The sequence below is a fragment of the Acidovorax sp. FW305-C-20-28 genome (genome assembly GCF_058783375.1).
This window is the reverse complement of the sequence record NZ_JBYSYM010000012.1, coordinates 53,606-69,024: the sequence shown is the minus strand read 5'-3', so window position 1 is coordinate 69,024 and position 15,419 is coordinate 53,606. Positions and strand designations below refer to the sequence as shown.

General features: G+C 69.8%; 19 protein-coding genes. 16 read left to right on the top strand and 3 right to left on the bottom strand.

The annotated features are described in order from the left end of the window. The first annotated feature begins 14 nt into the window (after positions 1-14). The 3 genes from flgM to flgJ are packed head-to-tail and all read left to right on the top strand — an operon-like array spanning position 15 to position 1,415. A complete protein-coding gene (flgM, locus tag AC3WOH_RS15390) occupies positions 15-290 on the top strand; it encodes a flagellar biosynthesis anti-sigma factor FlgM (RefSeq protein ID WP_184862655.1) in 276 nt (91 codons plus the stop codon). Further along, entirely contained in the window at positions 287-715 is a 429-nt protein-coding gene (locus AC3WOH_RS15385) for a flagellar protein FlgN (RefSeq protein WP_492230162.1), read from the top strand. Before flgM ends, AC3WOH_RS15385 begins: the two co-directional genes overlap by 4 nt. Continuing rightward, the gene (gene flgJ, locus AC3WOH_RS15380) at positions 702-1,415 is read left to right on the top strand and encodes a flagellar assembly peptidoglycan hydrolase FlgJ (protein WP_492230161.1); all 714 of its coding nucleotides are present in this window, start codon (positions 702-704) and stop codon (positions 1,413-1,415) included. Before AC3WOH_RS15385 ends, flgJ begins: the two co-directional genes overlap by 14 nt. Here the strand turns inward: flgJ and flgA are convergent. After that, the gene (gene flgA, locus AC3WOH_RS15375) at positions 1,400-2,161 is read right to left on the bottom strand and encodes a flagellar basal body P-ring formation chaperone FlgA (RefSeq protein WP_492230160.1); all 762 of its coding nucleotides are present in this window, start codon (positions 2,159-2,161) and stop codon (positions 1,400-1,402) included. The two genes, flgJ and flgA, sit on opposite strands and share 16 nt — an antisense overlap. An 18-nt stretch (positions 2,162-2,179) precedes the next feature. Between flgA and flgB the strand changes: the two genes are divergently transcribed. Genes flgB through AC3WOH_RS15310 form a run of 13 tightly spaced genes read left to right on the top strand, consistent with a single transcriptional unit; the run spans position 2,180 to position 12,896 of the window. After that, positions 2,180-2,542, top strand: coding sequence for a flagellar basal body rod protein FlgB (gene flgB / locus AC3WOH_RS15370; protein WP_492230159.1), 363 nt, complete (start codon positions 2,180-2,182; stop codon positions 2,540-2,542). A gap of 3 nt (positions 2,543-2,545) precedes the next feature. Continuing rightward, entirely contained in the window at positions 2,546-2,965 is a 420-nt protein-coding gene (gene flgC / locus AC3WOH_RS15365) for a flagellar basal body rod protein FlgC (RefSeq protein ID WP_184862646.1), read from the top strand. 3 nt (positions 2,966-2,968) lie between these two features. After that, positions 2,969-3,646 carry a flagellar hook capping FlgD N-terminal domain-containing protein gene (locus AC3WOH_RS15360; protein ID WP_492230158.1) on the top strand — a complete coding sequence of 226 codons (678 nt, stop codon included), beginning with the start codon at positions 2,969-2,971 and terminating at the stop codon, positions 3,644-3,646. A 16-nt stretch (positions 3,647-3,662) separates the two neighbouring features. Next, positions 3,663-4,853: a flagellar hook protein FlgE gene (locus tag AC3WOH_RS15355; protein ID WP_492230157.1), complete on the top strand. Its 1,191-nt coding sequence runs from the start codon at positions 3,663-3,665 to the stop codon at positions 4,851-4,853. Between the two features lie 12 nt (positions 4,854-4,865). Then, positions 4,866-5,600, top strand: a complete 735-nt coding sequence (locus AC3WOH_RS15350; protein WP_492230156.1) for a flagellar basal body rod protein FlgF — start codon at positions 4,866-4,868, stop codon at positions 5,598-5,600. Positions 5,601-5,635: 35 nt separating this feature from the next. Continuing rightward, positions 5,636-6,424, top strand: coding sequence for a flagellar basal-body rod protein FlgG (flgG, locus tag AC3WOH_RS15345; RefSeq protein WP_492230155.1), 789 nt, complete (start codon positions 5,636-5,638; stop codon positions 6,422-6,424). Beyond that, positions 6,424-7,089: a flagellar basal body L-ring protein FlgH gene (gene flgH / locus AC3WOH_RS15340; protein ID WP_492230154.1), complete on the top strand. Its 666-nt coding sequence runs from the start codon at positions 6,424-6,426 to the stop codon at positions 7,087-7,089. Before flgG ends, flgH begins: the two co-directional genes overlap by 1 nt. Positions 7,090-7,112: 23 nt before the next feature. Then, entirely contained in the window at positions 7,113-8,219 is a 1,107-nt protein-coding gene (locus AC3WOH_RS15335) for a flagellar basal body P-ring protein FlgI (protein WP_492230257.1), read from the top strand. Between the two features lies 1 nt (position 8,220). Further along, positions 8,221-8,601 (top strand): rod-binding protein, encoded by a 381-nt coding sequence (locus tag AC3WOH_RS15330; RefSeq protein ID WP_492230153.1) that lies wholly within the window; start codon positions 8,221-8,223, stop codon positions 8,599-8,601. A gap of 21 nt (positions 8,602-8,622) precedes the next feature. Then, positions 8,623-10,014 (top strand): flagellar hook-associated protein FlgK, encoded by a 1,392-nt coding sequence (gene flgK, locus AC3WOH_RS15325; RefSeq protein ID WP_492230152.1) that lies wholly within the window; start codon positions 8,623-8,625, stop codon positions 10,012-10,014. A gap of 19 nt (positions 10,015-10,033) precedes the next feature. Further along, a complete protein-coding gene (flgL, locus tag AC3WOH_RS15320) occupies positions 10,034-10,942 on the top strand; it encodes a flagellar hook-associated protein FlgL (protein ID WP_492230151.1) in 909 nt (302 codons plus the stop codon). Further along, positions 10,942-11,979 (top strand): hypothetical protein, encoded by a 1,038-nt coding sequence (locus tag AC3WOH_RS15315; RefSeq protein WP_492230150.1) that lies wholly within the window; start codon positions 10,942-10,944, stop codon positions 11,977-11,979. The genes flgL and AC3WOH_RS15315 overlap by 1 nt, the downstream gene beginning before the upstream one ends. A 53-nt stretch (positions 11,980-12,032) precedes the next feature. Next, the gene (locus tag AC3WOH_RS15310) at positions 12,033-12,896 is read left to right on the top strand and encodes an LOG family protein (protein WP_492230149.1); all 864 of its coding nucleotides are present in this window, start codon (positions 12,033-12,035) and stop codon (positions 12,894-12,896) included. A gap of 58 nt (positions 12,897-12,954) precedes the next feature. On the opposite strand, the gene AC3WOH_RS15305 is transcribed toward AC3WOH_RS15310, so the two are convergent. Further along, positions 12,955-14,007 carry a FecR family protein gene (locus AC3WOH_RS15305; protein ID WP_492230148.1) on the bottom strand — a complete coding sequence of 351 codons (1,053 nt, stop codon included), beginning with the start codon at positions 14,005-14,007 and terminating at the stop codon, positions 12,955-12,957. A gap of 19 nt (positions 14,008-14,026) precedes the next feature. Beyond that, on the bottom strand, positions 14,027-15,367 hold the full coding sequence (locus tag AC3WOH_RS15300) for a porin family protein (RefSeq protein ID WP_492230147.1): 1,341 nt from the start codon (positions 15,365-15,367) through the stop codon (positions 14,027-14,029). Positions 15,368-15,419: the final 52 nt, after the last annotated feature.

Below are 15,419 nucleotides of genomic sequence, written 5' to 3'. Positions count from 1 at the left end.
TCCGAGGCCCCCGCATGAAAATCACCTCCACCGGCATCACCGCACTGCCCGCCGCCGCGCCCGTCGCAGACACCAGCGCCGCGGCCCCCGCGCAGGCCGCCGCTTCGCCCGATGAACCCACGCGCGCCTCGGGCGTGCTCGAGGCGGCCCAGTCTGCCCTGCGCGCCCTGCCCGAGATCGACGAGGCCAAGGTCGCCGCCGTGCGCGATGCGCTGGCACGCGGCGAGATCCGCTTCGACGCCGGCAAGCTCGCGGGGCTGATCACGCGCTACCACGGAGGGCGCGAATGAGCCGCCCCGGCCTTCTGCCACAGTTCGTGGCCGACATGGACGCCGACCTGCAGCGCTACCGCAGCCTCCAGGCGCTGCTGCAGGAGCAGTTCACGGCCGCGCTGCGGCACGACAGCGCCGGCCTGCTGGAGTTGAACGAGCGCATCCTGGCCCTGGTGGCCGAGCTGGACCAGCGCCGCGAGCGCCGCAGTGCGCTGCTCGTGCAGCTGCTGTCGCCGCAGAACCCGGCCACGCTGGACGCCCTGATCGAGCGCCTGCCACCCGCCACGCGCGGCGTGGTCCGTACGCGCAGCCAGGCCCTGGAGCAGCTGGTGCGCGACTGCAAGGAGCGCAACAGCCGCAACGGCCGCCTGGTGACCGACCAGCAGGCCATCCTGCAGCGCGTGCTGCGCGGCAAGGAAGAAGACACCTATGCTCAGGCCTGACACCACGCTGGCGCGCATCGCCATGCCCGCCGTGGCGCCGCCGCCCCTGCCCGCGCAGGGCCTGGGCCAGGGCGGCCCCTTCGCGGCCGTGTTCCGCCAGGCCCACGCCGAGGTGCAGCGGGTGATCGAGCAGGGCTGGCCCGGTGACGCCCTGCCCGCCATGCGCCCCGAAGCCTGGGTGCACCGCGCACAGGCCTCGGCGCCGGCAGTGGCGGGCAGCGCCCCCTCGTCCCTGGGCGCACAGCAGCAGGAGTTCCTGGCCAGCATCGCCCCCTGGGCCCGGCAGGCGGCGCAGACCCTGGGGGTCTCGGCCGATCTGGTGTCGGCCCATGCAGCGCTGGAATCGGGCTGGGGCCAGCAGCCGCTGCGCGACGCCACAGGCCAGAACACCCACAACCTGTTCGGCCTCAAGGCCCAGAGCGGCTGGCAGGGCGCGCGCGCCGAGGCCCTGACCACCGAGTACGAGGACGGCACGGCGCTCAAGAAGACCGAGTCCTTCCGCAGCTATCCCGACTACGCCAGCGCCTTTGGCGACTATGCGCGCCTGCTGCAAGGCAGCCCGCGCTACCGCGCCGCGCTCAATACCGGCGCCGACGCCCAGGCCTTCGCCCAGGGTCTGGCGCGCGGCGGCTACGCCACCGACCCGGGCTACGCGGCCAAGCTCGTGCGCCTGGCCGAACAGATTCAGTCGCGGGACTGATCGCCCATGGACTGCTGCCCCATGCTCTCCGGTTCCACCACACCCGCCTCGACGACGCGCGCGCGGATCACCTTGCCCGTGCCGCTGTTGCGCACGCGCACGACCTGGTCGCGCCGGCCCGGCTCCAGCGCCTCGCCGGGCACCTGGACTTCGATGAGGCCGTTGCGCGCGACGATGCTCACGCTGTCTCCGCGCTTGAGCAGCAGGGGCTGGACCAGCCAGCGCGGCGACACCACCTGGCCGCTGCGCAGCGCACGCGTGCTGGCCTGGCCGACGGCCGCATCGATCGACGGCAAGGCGTCGGCCATGTCGACCAGGGTGCGCCGCTCCTGCGCCAGGTCGGCCTCGGCCATGGCCCGGTTGGCCTGCACCGGTGCGGCCGCCACGACCACGAGCGCGGACACCTCGGCCCGCACGATCCATTCGCGCTGCCAGCCCGCGTTGCCCGGGCAGGTGGCGGCAAAGCGCATGCGGCTCAGGTACCGCGTTTCCACGGCCTCCACGGCCACGGCCTGGGCGCACGCCGCAGCCGGCGCGGTGCCGCCGCGTTCAACCAGGCTGAGCTCGAACTGGGGTGCCACCAGCCCCTTGACCGTGGCCTGCTCGGCCAGCCACTGGCGTGCCGCGGCTTCCACGCGCTGCGCCGGTGCCGACAAGGGCGCGGCAGACAAGGCCAAAGGCCCCCACAGCAGCACCGCACATGCGGCCCCGGCCCACCAGCGGCCATGAACGTTCTTGATGGACATCAGAAGAAGAGGATCAACATGGGAATTCACTTTGAAAAGGCCTTGGGCGTGCACGCCGATGCCCTGCGGTTGCGGGCGGATCGTACCAAAATCATCGCATCGAACCTGGCCAACGAGAGCACGCCGGGCTACCAGGCGCGCGACATCGACTTCGCCGCATCCCTGGGCCAGCGCCAGGCCGGCGAGGGGGCCCTCGCGCTCGACACGGGCGACGGCGATCTGCTCTACCGTGTGCCCAACCACCCCTCGCAGGACGGCAACACCGTCGAGCTCGGCGTGGAGCAGTCGCTGTTCTCGCAGAACGCATCCGACTTCCAGACCAGCCTGACCTTCACCAACATGAAGCTCAAGGGCCTGGCCAAAGCCATCGCTGGGCAGTAAGCCATGGCCTTTCGCAGCATCGCCCAGATCGCCGGCTCGGCCATGACAGCCCAGACCGTGCGCATGAACACCATCTCCAGCAACCTCGCCAATGCCCAGTCGGCCGCGGGCACCGAGGCCGGCGTCTACCGCGCGCGCAAGCCCGTGTTCTCGGCCATCGCCCAGCCCGGCGCGGACGGCCAGGTGGCCGGCGCCCGCGTGCAGGTGCTTGATGTGATCGAGAGCACTGAACCAGCGCGCAAGGTCTACGAGCCCGGCAACCCGCTGGCCAACGCCTCCGGCGAGGTTTTCTATTCGAACGTCAACTCCGTGGCCGAGATGACCGACATGCTGTCGGCATCGCGCGCCTTTGAAACCAATGTGGAGGTGCTGGGCCGCGTCAAGGCCATGCAGAACTCCCTGCTGCGCCTGGGAGAGGGCTGATCCATGGAAACCAATTCGACATCTTCGGCAACCCAGGGCAGTAGCGCGACCGGCAGCAATGCCATCTCCAGCGCGCTGGGCGGCGGCGGCTCGGTCTCCGACCTGTTCGTCAAGCTGCTGGTGGCCCAGATCCGCAACCAGAACCCGCTGGAGCCCACCGACCCGAGCGAATTCGTGGGCCAGCTGACCCAGCTGAGCCAGATGGAGGCGCTGCAGAAGCTCACCGAGCAGGGCACGACCGCGGCCAGCCTCATGGCCAGCACGCAGATGCTGACCCTGGGCTCGCAGGTCGGCTCCTCGGTGACCGTGCAGACCGAAACCCTGGCCGTGAACGGCCAGCCCATTGCGCTAGGCTTCCACCTGAACAGCAACAGCGCGCAGACCACGCTGGTAGTCACCGGCAGCGATGGTGCCAAGCACCGCGTGGAGCTGGGCACGCACAACACGGGCGACGTGAAGTACACGCTCGACCCCACCGCACTGGGCCTGGCTCCCGGCAAGTACGGCGTGCAGGTGGAGACCAGCACCCAGGAAACCCCGGCCATCGAGGTCACCGGCGAGCTCACCAACGTCCGCCTAACGGGCAGTGGCAGCGCCCTGCTGACCGTTGCCGGCGCCGACCAGGTCCAGCCGGGCCTCATCACCGCGTTCAACGGCAAACCCGCCACCGCCACCCCCTGAACCCCAAGGAATCGCCATGAGCTTCGAAATTGCCCTGTCCGGTATCAACGCCATCAACACCTCGCTGGACACCATCAGCAACAACATCGCCAACTCCGGCACCTTCGGCTTCAAGGCCAGCCGCGCCAACTTCTCCTCGATGTATGCGGGCACCCAGCCCATCGGTGCCCAGGTCGGCTCGCTCACGCAGAGCATCGACGTGGGCGGCGGCGTGCTGACCACCGGCCGCGCCATGGACGCCAGCATCCAGGGCCGGGGCTTCTTCGTCACCAAGGACAGCGCAGGTGCCCTGCTCTACACCCGCGTGGGCATCTTCTCCACCGACAAGAACGGCGCCCTGGTGGACGCCTCGGGCCGCAAGGTCCAGGGCTACCCCATGGTGCCGGGCACAACCACCCTGGGCGCTTTTGGCGACATCACCGTGCCCACGGGCCAGGTGCCGGCCCAGGCCAGCACGCAGATCAAGTACGTGGGCAACCTCTCGTCCGACTGGACCGTGCCCGCGGTGGCGCCCTTCGCCCCGGCCGACCCACTCTCCTACAACAGCTCCATGGTCTCCGTGGTGTACGACTCGCTGGGTGCCCAGCACACGGTCACGCAGTACTTCGTCAAGTCGGCCACGCCGGGCCAGATCGATGTGCACTACACGGTGGACGGCGGTGCTCCTGCGGCGCTGCCCAACCTGAGCTTCGGCCCCGACGGCCAGCTCACCAGCCCGGCGTCGGCCACCGTGCCGGTGATCACCCTGATGCCCGCGGCGCAGGACCTGAACATCACCATCAACTATGCCGGCACCACCCAGTACGCGGGCGACACGACGACCACGGTGAACTCCACCGACGGCTATGCCTCGGGCACGCTGACGGGGGTGGAGCTGGCCAAGGACGGCTCCGTCGTGGCCCAGTACAGCAACGGCCAGAAGCAGAGCGTGGGCAAGATCGCGCTGGCCACCTTCCCCAACGAAAGCGCGCTCACGGCCGTGAGCGACACCAGCTGGACCACCTCGGTCGGCTCGGGCAACGCGCTGTATTTCACGCCCGGCACGGGCATGACCGGTGACCTCACCGTGGGCGCCATCGAGCAGTCCAACGTGGACATGACCTCGGAGCTGGTGAGCCTGATGTCCTCGCAGCGCAACTACCAGGCCAACACCAAGGTCATCTCGACCGAGAACGAGATGATGCAGTCGCTGATGCAGGCCATCTGAGGCTGACGCGCCATGGACGCCCTGATCTACTCCGCCATGAGCGGCGCCGAGCGCACGCTGCACGCGCAGCAGGTGCGCGCGAACAACCTCGCCAATGCCGCAACCAACGGCTTTCGCGCCGACCTGGAACTGGCACGCAGCCAGTCCGTGCAGGGCTACGGCTACAGCGCCCGCCACCTGGCCGAGCTGCAGGCGAATGCCGTGTCCACGCGCTCGGGCACCCTGACCGCCACCGGGCGCGACCTCGATGCCGCGATCTCGGGCGATGGCTTCTTCGCCGTGGCCCTGGGCGATGGCGGTGCTGGCGAGGGCTATACGCGCAACGGCGCCTTCGTGGTGGACGCCAACGGCGCCCTCACGCTCAACGGCCGGCCCGTGCTCGGCGATGGCGGCCCCATCGTGCTGCCGGCCCATGTGCGCGTGGCGATCTCCGAGAACGGCACGGTGTCGGTGCAGCCCGAGGGCGAGGCCGACCTGCAGCCCGTGGACCGGCTCAAGCTGGTCAAGCCCGAAGCCGCCACCCTGGCCAAGAACACCGCCGGCTTCGTGGTCAGCCGCGACGGCCAGCCGCTGCCGGCCGACGACACGGTGCGCGTGCGCGGCGCCCACCTCGAAGGCAGCAATGTCTCGGCCGTCGAGGAGATGGTCGCCTCCATGGGGCTGAGCCGCGACTTCGAGGTCCACATGCGCCTGTTCAAGGTGGCCGACGACATGGCCGCCAACGGCAACCGTCTGCTGCGCGAATAACCCCTTTCACCCCCTCTTTCGACTAGGAGCCCCCCATGAATCCCGCCCTGTGGGTCAGCAAGACCGGCGTCCAGGCCCAGGACGCCAAACTCCAGGCCATCGCCAACAACCTCGCCAACGTCAACACCGTGGGCTTCAAGCGCGACCGCGTGGTCTTCGAAGACCTGTTCTACCAGGTCGAGAAGCAGCCGGGCGCGCAGATCGACGAGAACCGCAACTCCGCATCGGGCATCCAGCTGGGCAGCGGCACGCGCCTGGTGGGCACGCAGAAGGTGTTCACCACCGGCAACCTGCAGACTACGGGCCAGTCGCTCGACGTGGCCATCGTCGGCAACGGCTTTCTGCAGGTCGAACTGCCCAACGGCGAAGCGGCCTACACGCGCGCCGGCCAGCTGTCGGTGAATGCCGACGGCCGCCTGGTGAACGCCCAGGGCCTGGCGCTGCGCCCCGAGATCACGGTGCCCGCCAACGCCAGCGGCCTGACCATCCTCGAGAACGGCACCGTACAGGTGTCGGTGAACGGCAGCACCACGCCGACCGCGCTGGGCCAGCTCACGCTGGCCAACTTCGTCAACCCCGTGGGCCTGCTCGCACTGGGCGACAACCTGTACCAGGAAACCGTGGCCAGCGGTGCACCCAACGAAGGCGCGCCCGGCGAGGAAGGCCGCGGCAAGCTCAAGCAGGGCGCGCTCGAAGGCTCGAACGTGCAGGTGGTCGAGGAGATGGTCGACATGATCGCGACCCAGCGCACCTACGAGATGAACACCAAGGTGCTCTCGGCGGCCAACGAGATGATGCAGAACCTCGCCCAGGCGGCCCGCTGATGGCGGCCCGTGCATCCATGGGCCTGCTCGCCCTGCTGGCCAGCCTGCTGCTGGCCGGCTGCGAGACGCTGGCCACCGGACCCAAGGTGGAGCTGGAAGAGCCGCTCGTCACCATGCCCGTGGTGCGGCGCGGCCAGTCGGGCGGGGTGTTCTCGCCCGAGCACAGCTCCACGCTCACGGCCGACAGCCGCGCCATCCGCGCCGGCGACGTGCTCACCGTGGTGCTGCAGGAAACCACCCAGGCCAACCGGCGCTCGGGCACCACGCAGGGCAAGAACAGCAGCGCCGCCATCGCCTCGCCCGTGCTGCTGAACCAGACGCTCAAGACCCAGATCGGCACCGACGCCCAGCGCTCGTTCGACGCCAGCAACACGGCCACGCAGCAGAACACGCTGCAGGGCGCGATCACCGTGGTGGTGCACGAGGTCCTGCCCAACGGCCTGCTGCACATCCGCGGCGAGAAGAGTCTCACGCTGAACAACGGGGAGGAGTTCGTGCGCGTGAGTGGCTATGCGCGCGTGGCCGACATCGACACCGACAACCGCCTGTCTTCGCAACGCATCGCGAACTCGCGCATCACCTATTCGGGCCGCGGCGCCCTGGGCGACACCCAGCAGCCCGGCTGGCTCACGCGCTTCTTCAACAGCCCGCTGATGCCCTTCTGACCCCACTGCCCACCATGACGACGATGCTCCGCCCCCTCCTCCTGCTCTCCACCCTGCTCCTGGGCCTGGCGCCCCAGGCGGCGCTGCCGGCCCAGAACCTGCGCAACCTCGTGCAGATCGAGGGTGTGCGCGAGAACCAACTGATCGGCTACGGCATCGTCGTCGGGCTCGCGGGCTCGGGCGACAGCACCCAGGTGCGCTCGGCGGGCCAGTCGGTGACCAACATGCTCAAGCAGTTCGACGTGAAGCTGCCCGAGGGCAGCAATGCCGCCAAGACCAAGAACGTCGCCACCGTGATGGTCAGCGCCGTCTTCCCGCCCGGCTATCGCAAGGGCCAGACCATCGACGTGAACGTGTCCTCGCTGGGCGACGCCAAGAGCCTGCGCGGCGGCGTGCTGCTGCTGGCGCCGCTGCGTGCCGCCAACGGCGACACCTATGCCCTGGCCCAGGGCAATGTGGTCGTGGGCGGGCTCAGCGCCCAGGGGGCCAGCGGCTCCAGCGTCACGGTGAACACCCCCACGGCCGGCCGCATCCCCAACGGCGCCACCATCGAGCGCGAGATCGAGACCGACTTCGACACCCGCCCCACCGTGCGCCTGAGCCTGCGCCGCCCCAATTTCCAGACCGCGACCAACATCGTGGACACCATCAACCGGCGCTTCGGTTCCATCGCGACGACCACCGACGCCACCAGCATCGAGGTGCAGGCCCCCGCCAACCCGACGCAGCGCGTGGCCTTCGTGGCACGCCTGCAGGCGCTGAACGTCGACGTGGGCGACGAGGTGCCCAAGGTGATCTTCAATTCCAAGACCGGTACCGTGGTCATCTCCCAGGGTGTCACGGTGCGCCCGGCAGCCGTCTCGCACGGCAGCCTCAAGGTGGTGATCAGCGAGTCGTCCCAGGTCAGCCAGCCGAATTCGCTGGGCCGCGGCGAAACCGTGGTCACCCCGCAGTCGCGCGTGCAGGTGGAGCAGGGCAACAGCCGCATGTTCCGCTGGCCGCCCAGCGCCAAGCTGCAAACCATCATCGACACCATCAACAGCACCGGTGCGACGCCGGACGACATCATGGCCATTCTGCAGGCGCTGGACCAGGCGGGTGCGATCAATGGCGAACTGGTGGTGATCTGACATGGACCACCGCATCGACTTCCAGGCTGCGCCGCAGCCGGCCCCGGCCCAGGGAGACACCATCGCGCCCGCCGCGGACGCGCAGTACCGCGCCCGGGCCGAGCAGGCCGCCGTGCGCTTCGAAGGCCTGTTCATCTCGCAGATGCTGCAGCAGATGCGCAAGAGCGCCAGCGAGATCGCGGGCGAGGACGGCCTGTTCCAGCAGCGGCGCAACGACATGCTCGACTACGCCGACACCCTGGTGGCCGACCAGCTCGCCAGCCAGCGCGCCTTCGGCATCGCCAACACACTGCTGCAGCAACTGCTGCCGCCACCGGCTTCTGCGCCGGCCACGCCTGCGGCGCTTAATGTTTCCGCGCCGGCTGCCGCCTTCAAGCCCTAGGACTCTCCAGGGATTGTTTTCATGAGCATGCTCACCAACGCGCTGTCGGGCGCACTCGCCGCGCGCACCGCGCTCACGGTCACCAGCCAGAACGTGGCCAATGTCATGACGGCGGGCTACACCCGCCAGGGCGTGGTGCTGACCGCGGCCCAGCCCTCGCGCTCGGGCCCGTTCGCGGCCGGCGATGGCGTGAACACGCCCGCGCTGATCCGCTTCAGCGACGACTACAAGAGCCTGCAGATGTGGCAAGCCGCCTCCAACCAGGGCCAGCACGCCTCCACCCAGCCCTACCTGACCCAGCTCGAACAGGTGATGGGCGACGACAGCGCCAGCATCAACGCCGCGCTCGACGGCTTCTACAGCGCGCTCAATGCCGCCAGCGTGGAGCCCACCTCCAGCCCCCTGCGCCAGCAGGTCCTCAGCGCGGCCGATGCCCTGGCCAAGCGCTTCAACAACCTCAACCAGGTGCTGGCCGGCCAGCGCAGCGCCGTGAACCAGCAGCGCACGGCCACAGTCACCCAGGTGAATGCGCTGAGCGCCGATATCGCCGCGCTGAACCAGAAGATCGCGGCCGCCTCGGCCACCGGTGCCAGCCCCTCGGGCCTGATGGACGAGCGCGACAACAAGATCGACGCCCTGTCCGCCCTGGTGGGCCTGCAGGTGGTGAACCAGCCCGATGGCACGCGCGACCTGGCGCTGCGCAGCGGCCAGCCGCTGGTGGCCGGCGCCATCGCGGGCACGCTGGAGGTCGAGACCGACGCCAGCGGCACGCAGAGCCTCAAGGTGGGCTTCGCCAAGGAGACCTTCCGCGTGCGCAACGACCACCTGGGCGGCGAGCTCGGCGGCCTCAACGATTTCGAGGGCCAGGCGCTGGCGCCCATGCGCACCGCCATCTCCGACCTGGCACGCGAGGTGGCGACCCAGTACAACGCCGTGTTCCAGAGCGGCTATGCGATGAACAGCACGGCGGCCGCGCCCGTCAACGGCAAGGCCTTGTTCGTGTACGACGCCTCGAGCTCCAACGCCATGCTCACGCTCAACCCGGCAATCACGCAGCAGGACCTGGGCTTTTCGTCCAACCCGGGCCTGCAGGGCAACAGCGACAAGCTGATCGAGGCCATCAACCTCAAGAACCAGCCGGCCACCATCACCTCCCTGGGCACCGTGCTGCTCGGCGATGTCTACACCCAGCTGGTAAGCCGCCTGGGCACGAGCAGCCAGCAGAACAGCACCGCCCTGTCGGTGGCCGAGACGGTGCGCGCCTATGCCGAGAGCAACTGGAAGTCCACCAGCGGCGTCAACGAGGACGAGGAAGCCATCAACCTCGTGCAGTACCAGCAGATGTACCAGGCCAACATGAAGGTCATCGCCGTGTCCAACGAGCTGTTCGATAGCACGCTGGCCATGCTCTGAGACACCCCCAGGAACCGGCATGCGCATTTCCAGCACCCAGTACCACGCCACGATGAACCAGGCCTTGCAGAACGCCAATGCGCGCCTGGAACATGTGATGAAGCAGATGGCCTCGGGCCAGCGCTACCTGCTGCCCTCGGACAACCCCGTGGCGAACGTGCGCCTGTCGCGCATGGTGCGCGAGGAGGCCACGCTGACCCAGTACCGCGACAACATCGCGGCGCTCAAGACGCGCCTCACCCAGAACGAGACCACGCTCGGCAGCACCGTCAAGGACATGCTGGACGCGCGCGACCTCATGGTCTGGGCGGCCGACGGCGCCAATGCCTCGGAGGACCTGCAGGCCATGTCAAGCTCGCTGGCCGCACTGCGCGACAGCCTGTTCTACACCGCCAACAGCAAGGATCAGGAAGGCCGCTCGCTGTTTTCGGGCACGTTCACGAATGCGCCGACCATCACCGACAACGGTGCCGGCGCCTCGCCGCGCTACCAGTTCACAGGCAACACGGCGCGGCAGGCGGTGGTGGTGGGTGAAGGCATCACCCAGGCGGCCAACGTGAGCCTGGACGAGATGGACGACCTGCTCAACCAGCTGGACACCGCCGTCAACACCCTGAGCGTGCCGGGTGTGAGCGCCAACAACCCCGCCACGCGCGCGGTCGTGGCGGCCGCCCTGCAAAGCCTGGACGACACGCTGAGCAGCGTCAACGGCAAGATCGCCGGCCTGGGCGGTGCGCAGAACATCCTCGACACGTTGGACAGCAACCATGGCAGCGTCAGCGTGGCCAACCAGCAGTCCATGATCACGCTGGGCCAGCTCGACTACGGCGAGGCCGCCACGCGCCTGAGCGCCTACAGCACGGCGCTGCAGGCCACGCAGAAGTCCTACAGCAAGGTCAGCGGGCTGTCCCTTTTCGACCTGATCTGATGCAGCTCCCAGCGCTCTCCGGCTCCGACCACAGCACGGCCCTGTCCACCCGGGTGGGGGCGGCCGGCCCTGCCCAGCGCCCTGAGCCCGTAGCGGCCGGGCCTGCACCGGCCCCGCTGCCTACCAGCCATTTCACCTTGCCGCGCCCCGGCGCGGGCGTGGCCCCGCCGCAGTTCAACCAGAACGTGGCAAACGCCCAGCAGGCGCTGTCGTTCCTCGATGAGCTGTCGGGCCAGTTGCAGCAGCTCAAGGGGCAGATCAGCCGCCAGCTCACGGGCAGCGCGCCCACCACCAGCGCACTCGACGGTGCGCACAAGCGCCTGGCGCAGCTGTGGGCGGCGCGTCCCGAGCGCAGCGGCTACCGCCTGGACAGCCAGCTCACCTACAGCCCCGAGGCGCCGGCCCGACAACGCTTTCGCCTGCGCGGGCTGGACTCCCGCACCCTGGCAGCAGCCAGCGCCGAGACCGTGGCATTCTCCCTCACCGGCACGCAGCGCCAGGCCATGGGCGTGCGCCTGGACCCGGACCTGCCCCCCGAAGCCCAGGCCCGGCGCCTGGACCAGGCTCTGGCCCCGGCCGGCATCCGGGCCCACCCCAGCGCCCAGGGCGATGTCGAGTTCAGCGTGGCCGAAACCGAATGGCCGCGCGTGCGCGACCAGCTCAGCGTCAAGGGCGAAGGCAAGCGCTTTCCAACCGGCCAGTTCGTGCGCGCCCGCACCGAGCCCGAAACCCCGCTGCTGGCCCCCGAACGCTGGCAGCTCGACACGCCCGAGGGCCTGCGCCAGGCCCTCCCCCAGATCCTGCGCGCCGAGCAGCAGGGCCAGCACAGCCGCAGCGTGATCGAGCGCAGCCTGGCCGCAGCCGGCCAGGTGCTCGATCGGTCTGCCGCGGCCCAGGGGGCACCGGCCGCACAGCGCTTTGCCGACAGCTTCACCGAGCAGACGGCAGAGGCCAACTACCCGCTGCTGGCCACACTCTCGCCCAGCCTGCTGGGCCTGCCGCGCCCGCGCATCGACCGGCTGCTGGCACTGGGCTGACGCAGGCAACCCGGCAGGTGCCGCGGCCCGGAATCCGCGCCACAATGGGGCCCATGGACGCAAACACCCAACTCAACGAGAGCCGCCTGGCCGATGCCTGGGCAGAGCTGCAAAACCACGCCGCCAACGGCAACCCTCTGCACGCCGACGCCTACCGCCTGGCGTTCGCCGACCCGGAGTTCCTGTTCCGCCGCGAGACGCGTGGCATCCGCTTCCAGCTGGAGATGCTCAAGCCCGACCTCGGCCAAGCCGCGCAGGGCATCGAGAGCACCGTGGTGGTCTATGGCAGCGCGCGTTTCGTCGCCCCCGACGAGGCGGCCGAACTCCTGGCCGCCGCCGAGGCTGCGGGCGACGAGGCCGCCATCGCCAAAGCCCGGCTGGCGGTGCGCAATGCACGCTACTACGACCTGGCGCGCCAGTTCGCCCGCCTGGTGGCCGAGCACAGCGAGCGCAATGCGCCGGCCGACCGCATCTACGTGTGCACCGGCGGCGGCCCCGGCATCATGGAGGCCGCCAACCGCGGCGCCCACGATGTGGGCGCGCTCAACGTGGGCCTGAACATCGCCCTGCCGCACGAGCAGAGCGGCAACCGCTTCATCTCGCCCTCGCTGTGCTACAAGTTCCACTACTTCGCGCTGCGCAAGATGCATTTCATGATGCGCGCCAAGGCGCTGGTGGCCTTCCCCGGCGGCTTCGGCACGCTGGACGAGCTGTTCGAGGTGCTGACCCTGGTGCAGACCGGCAAGGCCAAGCCCGTGCCCATCGTGCTCTTCGGCACCGACTACTGGAAACGGCTCGTCAACTTCGACGTGCTGGTCGAAGAAGGCACGATCTCGCCGCAGGACCTCCAGCTCTTCCACTACACCGATGACCCCCAGGAAGCCTGGGACCTGATCAAGGCTTTCTACAAGATCTGATCCCGCTGCACCTGCCAGGGATGTCGCCAGCGGCAGCAGCCCTGGGGCCGCCGCGCCCTCAGCGTATCGGTGGCGGAGCCGGGGGCAGCAGGATCACCCCGGGCGGCAGCACGAAGATCGGCGTGGTCGGCGGCGGCGGTACCGGCCGGGGTGGCGTGGTCGTCGGCGGTGTCGTCGTGGCACCGGGCGTGGTCGTGGTGACCGTGCCGGTGCTGGGCGGTGGCGGGGGCACGACCTCCGGTGGCGGCGTCGGCACCGGTGCCGGGCCCGGTGCTGGTATCGGCGGACCCACCGGCGCTGGTGGCGGAGGCGGTGGTTGCGGCACCGGAACCGGTGCAGGCGGCGGTGGCGGAGGCGGAGGTGGCAAGGGCACGACCGGGTCCACCACGGGCGGTGGCGGCGGTACATGCACCGGTGGTGGTGGCGGCGGTGGTGGCGGAATCACGAACACGCTGGTGCGGTGCCCATCGCCCCCCAGTTGGTCACCCGCCATCTGCGGCAGCGGCAGCAACGGCAGGGGCAGCAGCGCACGCGTGTTGGTGTACACCGGCAGCTTCTGGCTGGAGAGCACCAGCACCGACTCGCCGGCCTTCACGCCGACGCAGCCGGCCTCGGTGCAGACCTCGATCTCGTCCTGCTCACCCGCCACGGTGAGCTGGCCCTGCGCATTGAAGCCCACCAGGAAGGCCGAGCCGCGGATGCCGACCACCGCCGTGGGTGTGGTGACCTTGTAGCTGCCCGGGTTGCGCTTGCCGATCAGGCCGGTGATCGCCCGCATGCCGCCGCGCAGCAAGGTCACCGCAAAGCCGTCCTGCGCCACGTCGCCGCTGTCGGAATACCGGGTCACGGTGAACTGCGAGTCCGGGTACAGCGCCACCAGGCCGCCGTCGGTGAAGCGGATCTGCGCGCGGCCGGCGCTGCCGGTCAGCAGCACATCGCCCGTGTCCACTTCGGCGCCCTTGGCCACGCTGCTCGTGGCATCGCCCCGGCGCAGGCTGACCTCGCCGGTGGCGAACTGCACCAGCCCGGCAGCAGCGAGTGTGGAGGCCGGCCACGCAGCCACCATGGCCATGAGCAGCGCAATGCGAGACAGGCGAGGTTCGGTCGTCATGGATGCACCTCTTCCTTGTTCAGAATTCGCGGCGTACGGTGACGGACCAAATGCGCCGCCGGTATTCGGAAACCGGCAGCGTGGAGTCGTTGTGCGTGCCCGTCCACTGCGGCGTGACGCGCCAAGCCGTGGCGGGGATCCACGACACGCCCAGCGAGGCATTCACCTGCCGGTCGCGCCGCACCACGGCAAAGAAGGGGTCGGGCGCGCCATAGCGGCGCCGCTCCCAATCCAGGTTGGCGAACAGGGCCCAGTTGCGCGCCAGCGCCAATTGGCCACCGGCCCGCAGGCCGACCAGCCGGTGGCCCAGGTAGTCCACGCCAGCCGCATCGGGTTCCTCACGCCCACCATGCACGCCCGCATAGGCCAGGCTGCCGTCGCGGAACACATGGGCATAGGAGGTGCCTGCCACCGTGCGCTGCACATCACGCAGCGGCTGCGTGGGGTAGTGCAGGCGCGCCGATTGCAGGAAGCTGCCCCACTGCCGGTAGCCGTCGATCCGGTAGATCCATTCGCCCAGCACGCCGCCGATGCTGCGCAGGCGCGTGCCGTCGAGCGCATAGTAGGAGCCCTGCCCTTGCAGGATCAGTTCGTGGCGCTCCGCGCGCCAGGCCACGCCCGCACTGGCGTCGAACTGGTCGGAATCGAAGGCCCCCGCCCCACCCTCATTGCGCCGCGGGGTGCCGGCGGCCGCACCCACCAGCGACCAGCGCGCGTCCATCACATAGCGCCCGCGCACTGCCACCAGCGCGGCCAGGAAATCCGAGGAGCGCGCCAGGGCCGAGGGTGCCAGCGTCCAGGCCGGCGTGCCCGGCACGGGCGAAGGCAGCAGCATCGAGGCCGGCCCGGCGTTGACGTTGGAGTCATGGCCCAAGGCCAGCTCGGCATAGCCCTTGAGGCTGGAGCCGCCGTCGGCCGCGGCCCGGTCGTAGGACACGAGGAACTGGTCGATGCTGAGCGCAGCATCCACCGGGATGCCCAGTGCACGCGCCCGCTCGGACAGCGCCAGCACCGCGCGCTGGTCGCCCACGGCGTAGAGAGCGCGGGCCAGGGCCACCTGGGCTTCCATATCGTCCGGCCGCGCCGCCACCACGCGTTCCCAGGCCAGCACCGCACGGCTGTACTGGCCGGCGGCATGCGCGGCACGGCCCATGGCGGCATCGAAGGCCGGATCGCCAGCGCGCGCCGCTTCCTGCGGGTCGAGCAGGTCGAAGGCCTCGCGTGCCGCACCTCTCTGCACCAGGGCACTCGCCTGGTCGACCAGCGCATCGGCCTGCGCCATCCCCGTGGGCGCGAGCCACAGCCAGGATGAAAGGGCCAGCGGCCATGCACCGCCGCGGGCAAGACGAAAAACACCCATGGGAAGTCTCCTCATGCGGGTTGGGCGTCCAGGCTCGACACGGCCACAGAAA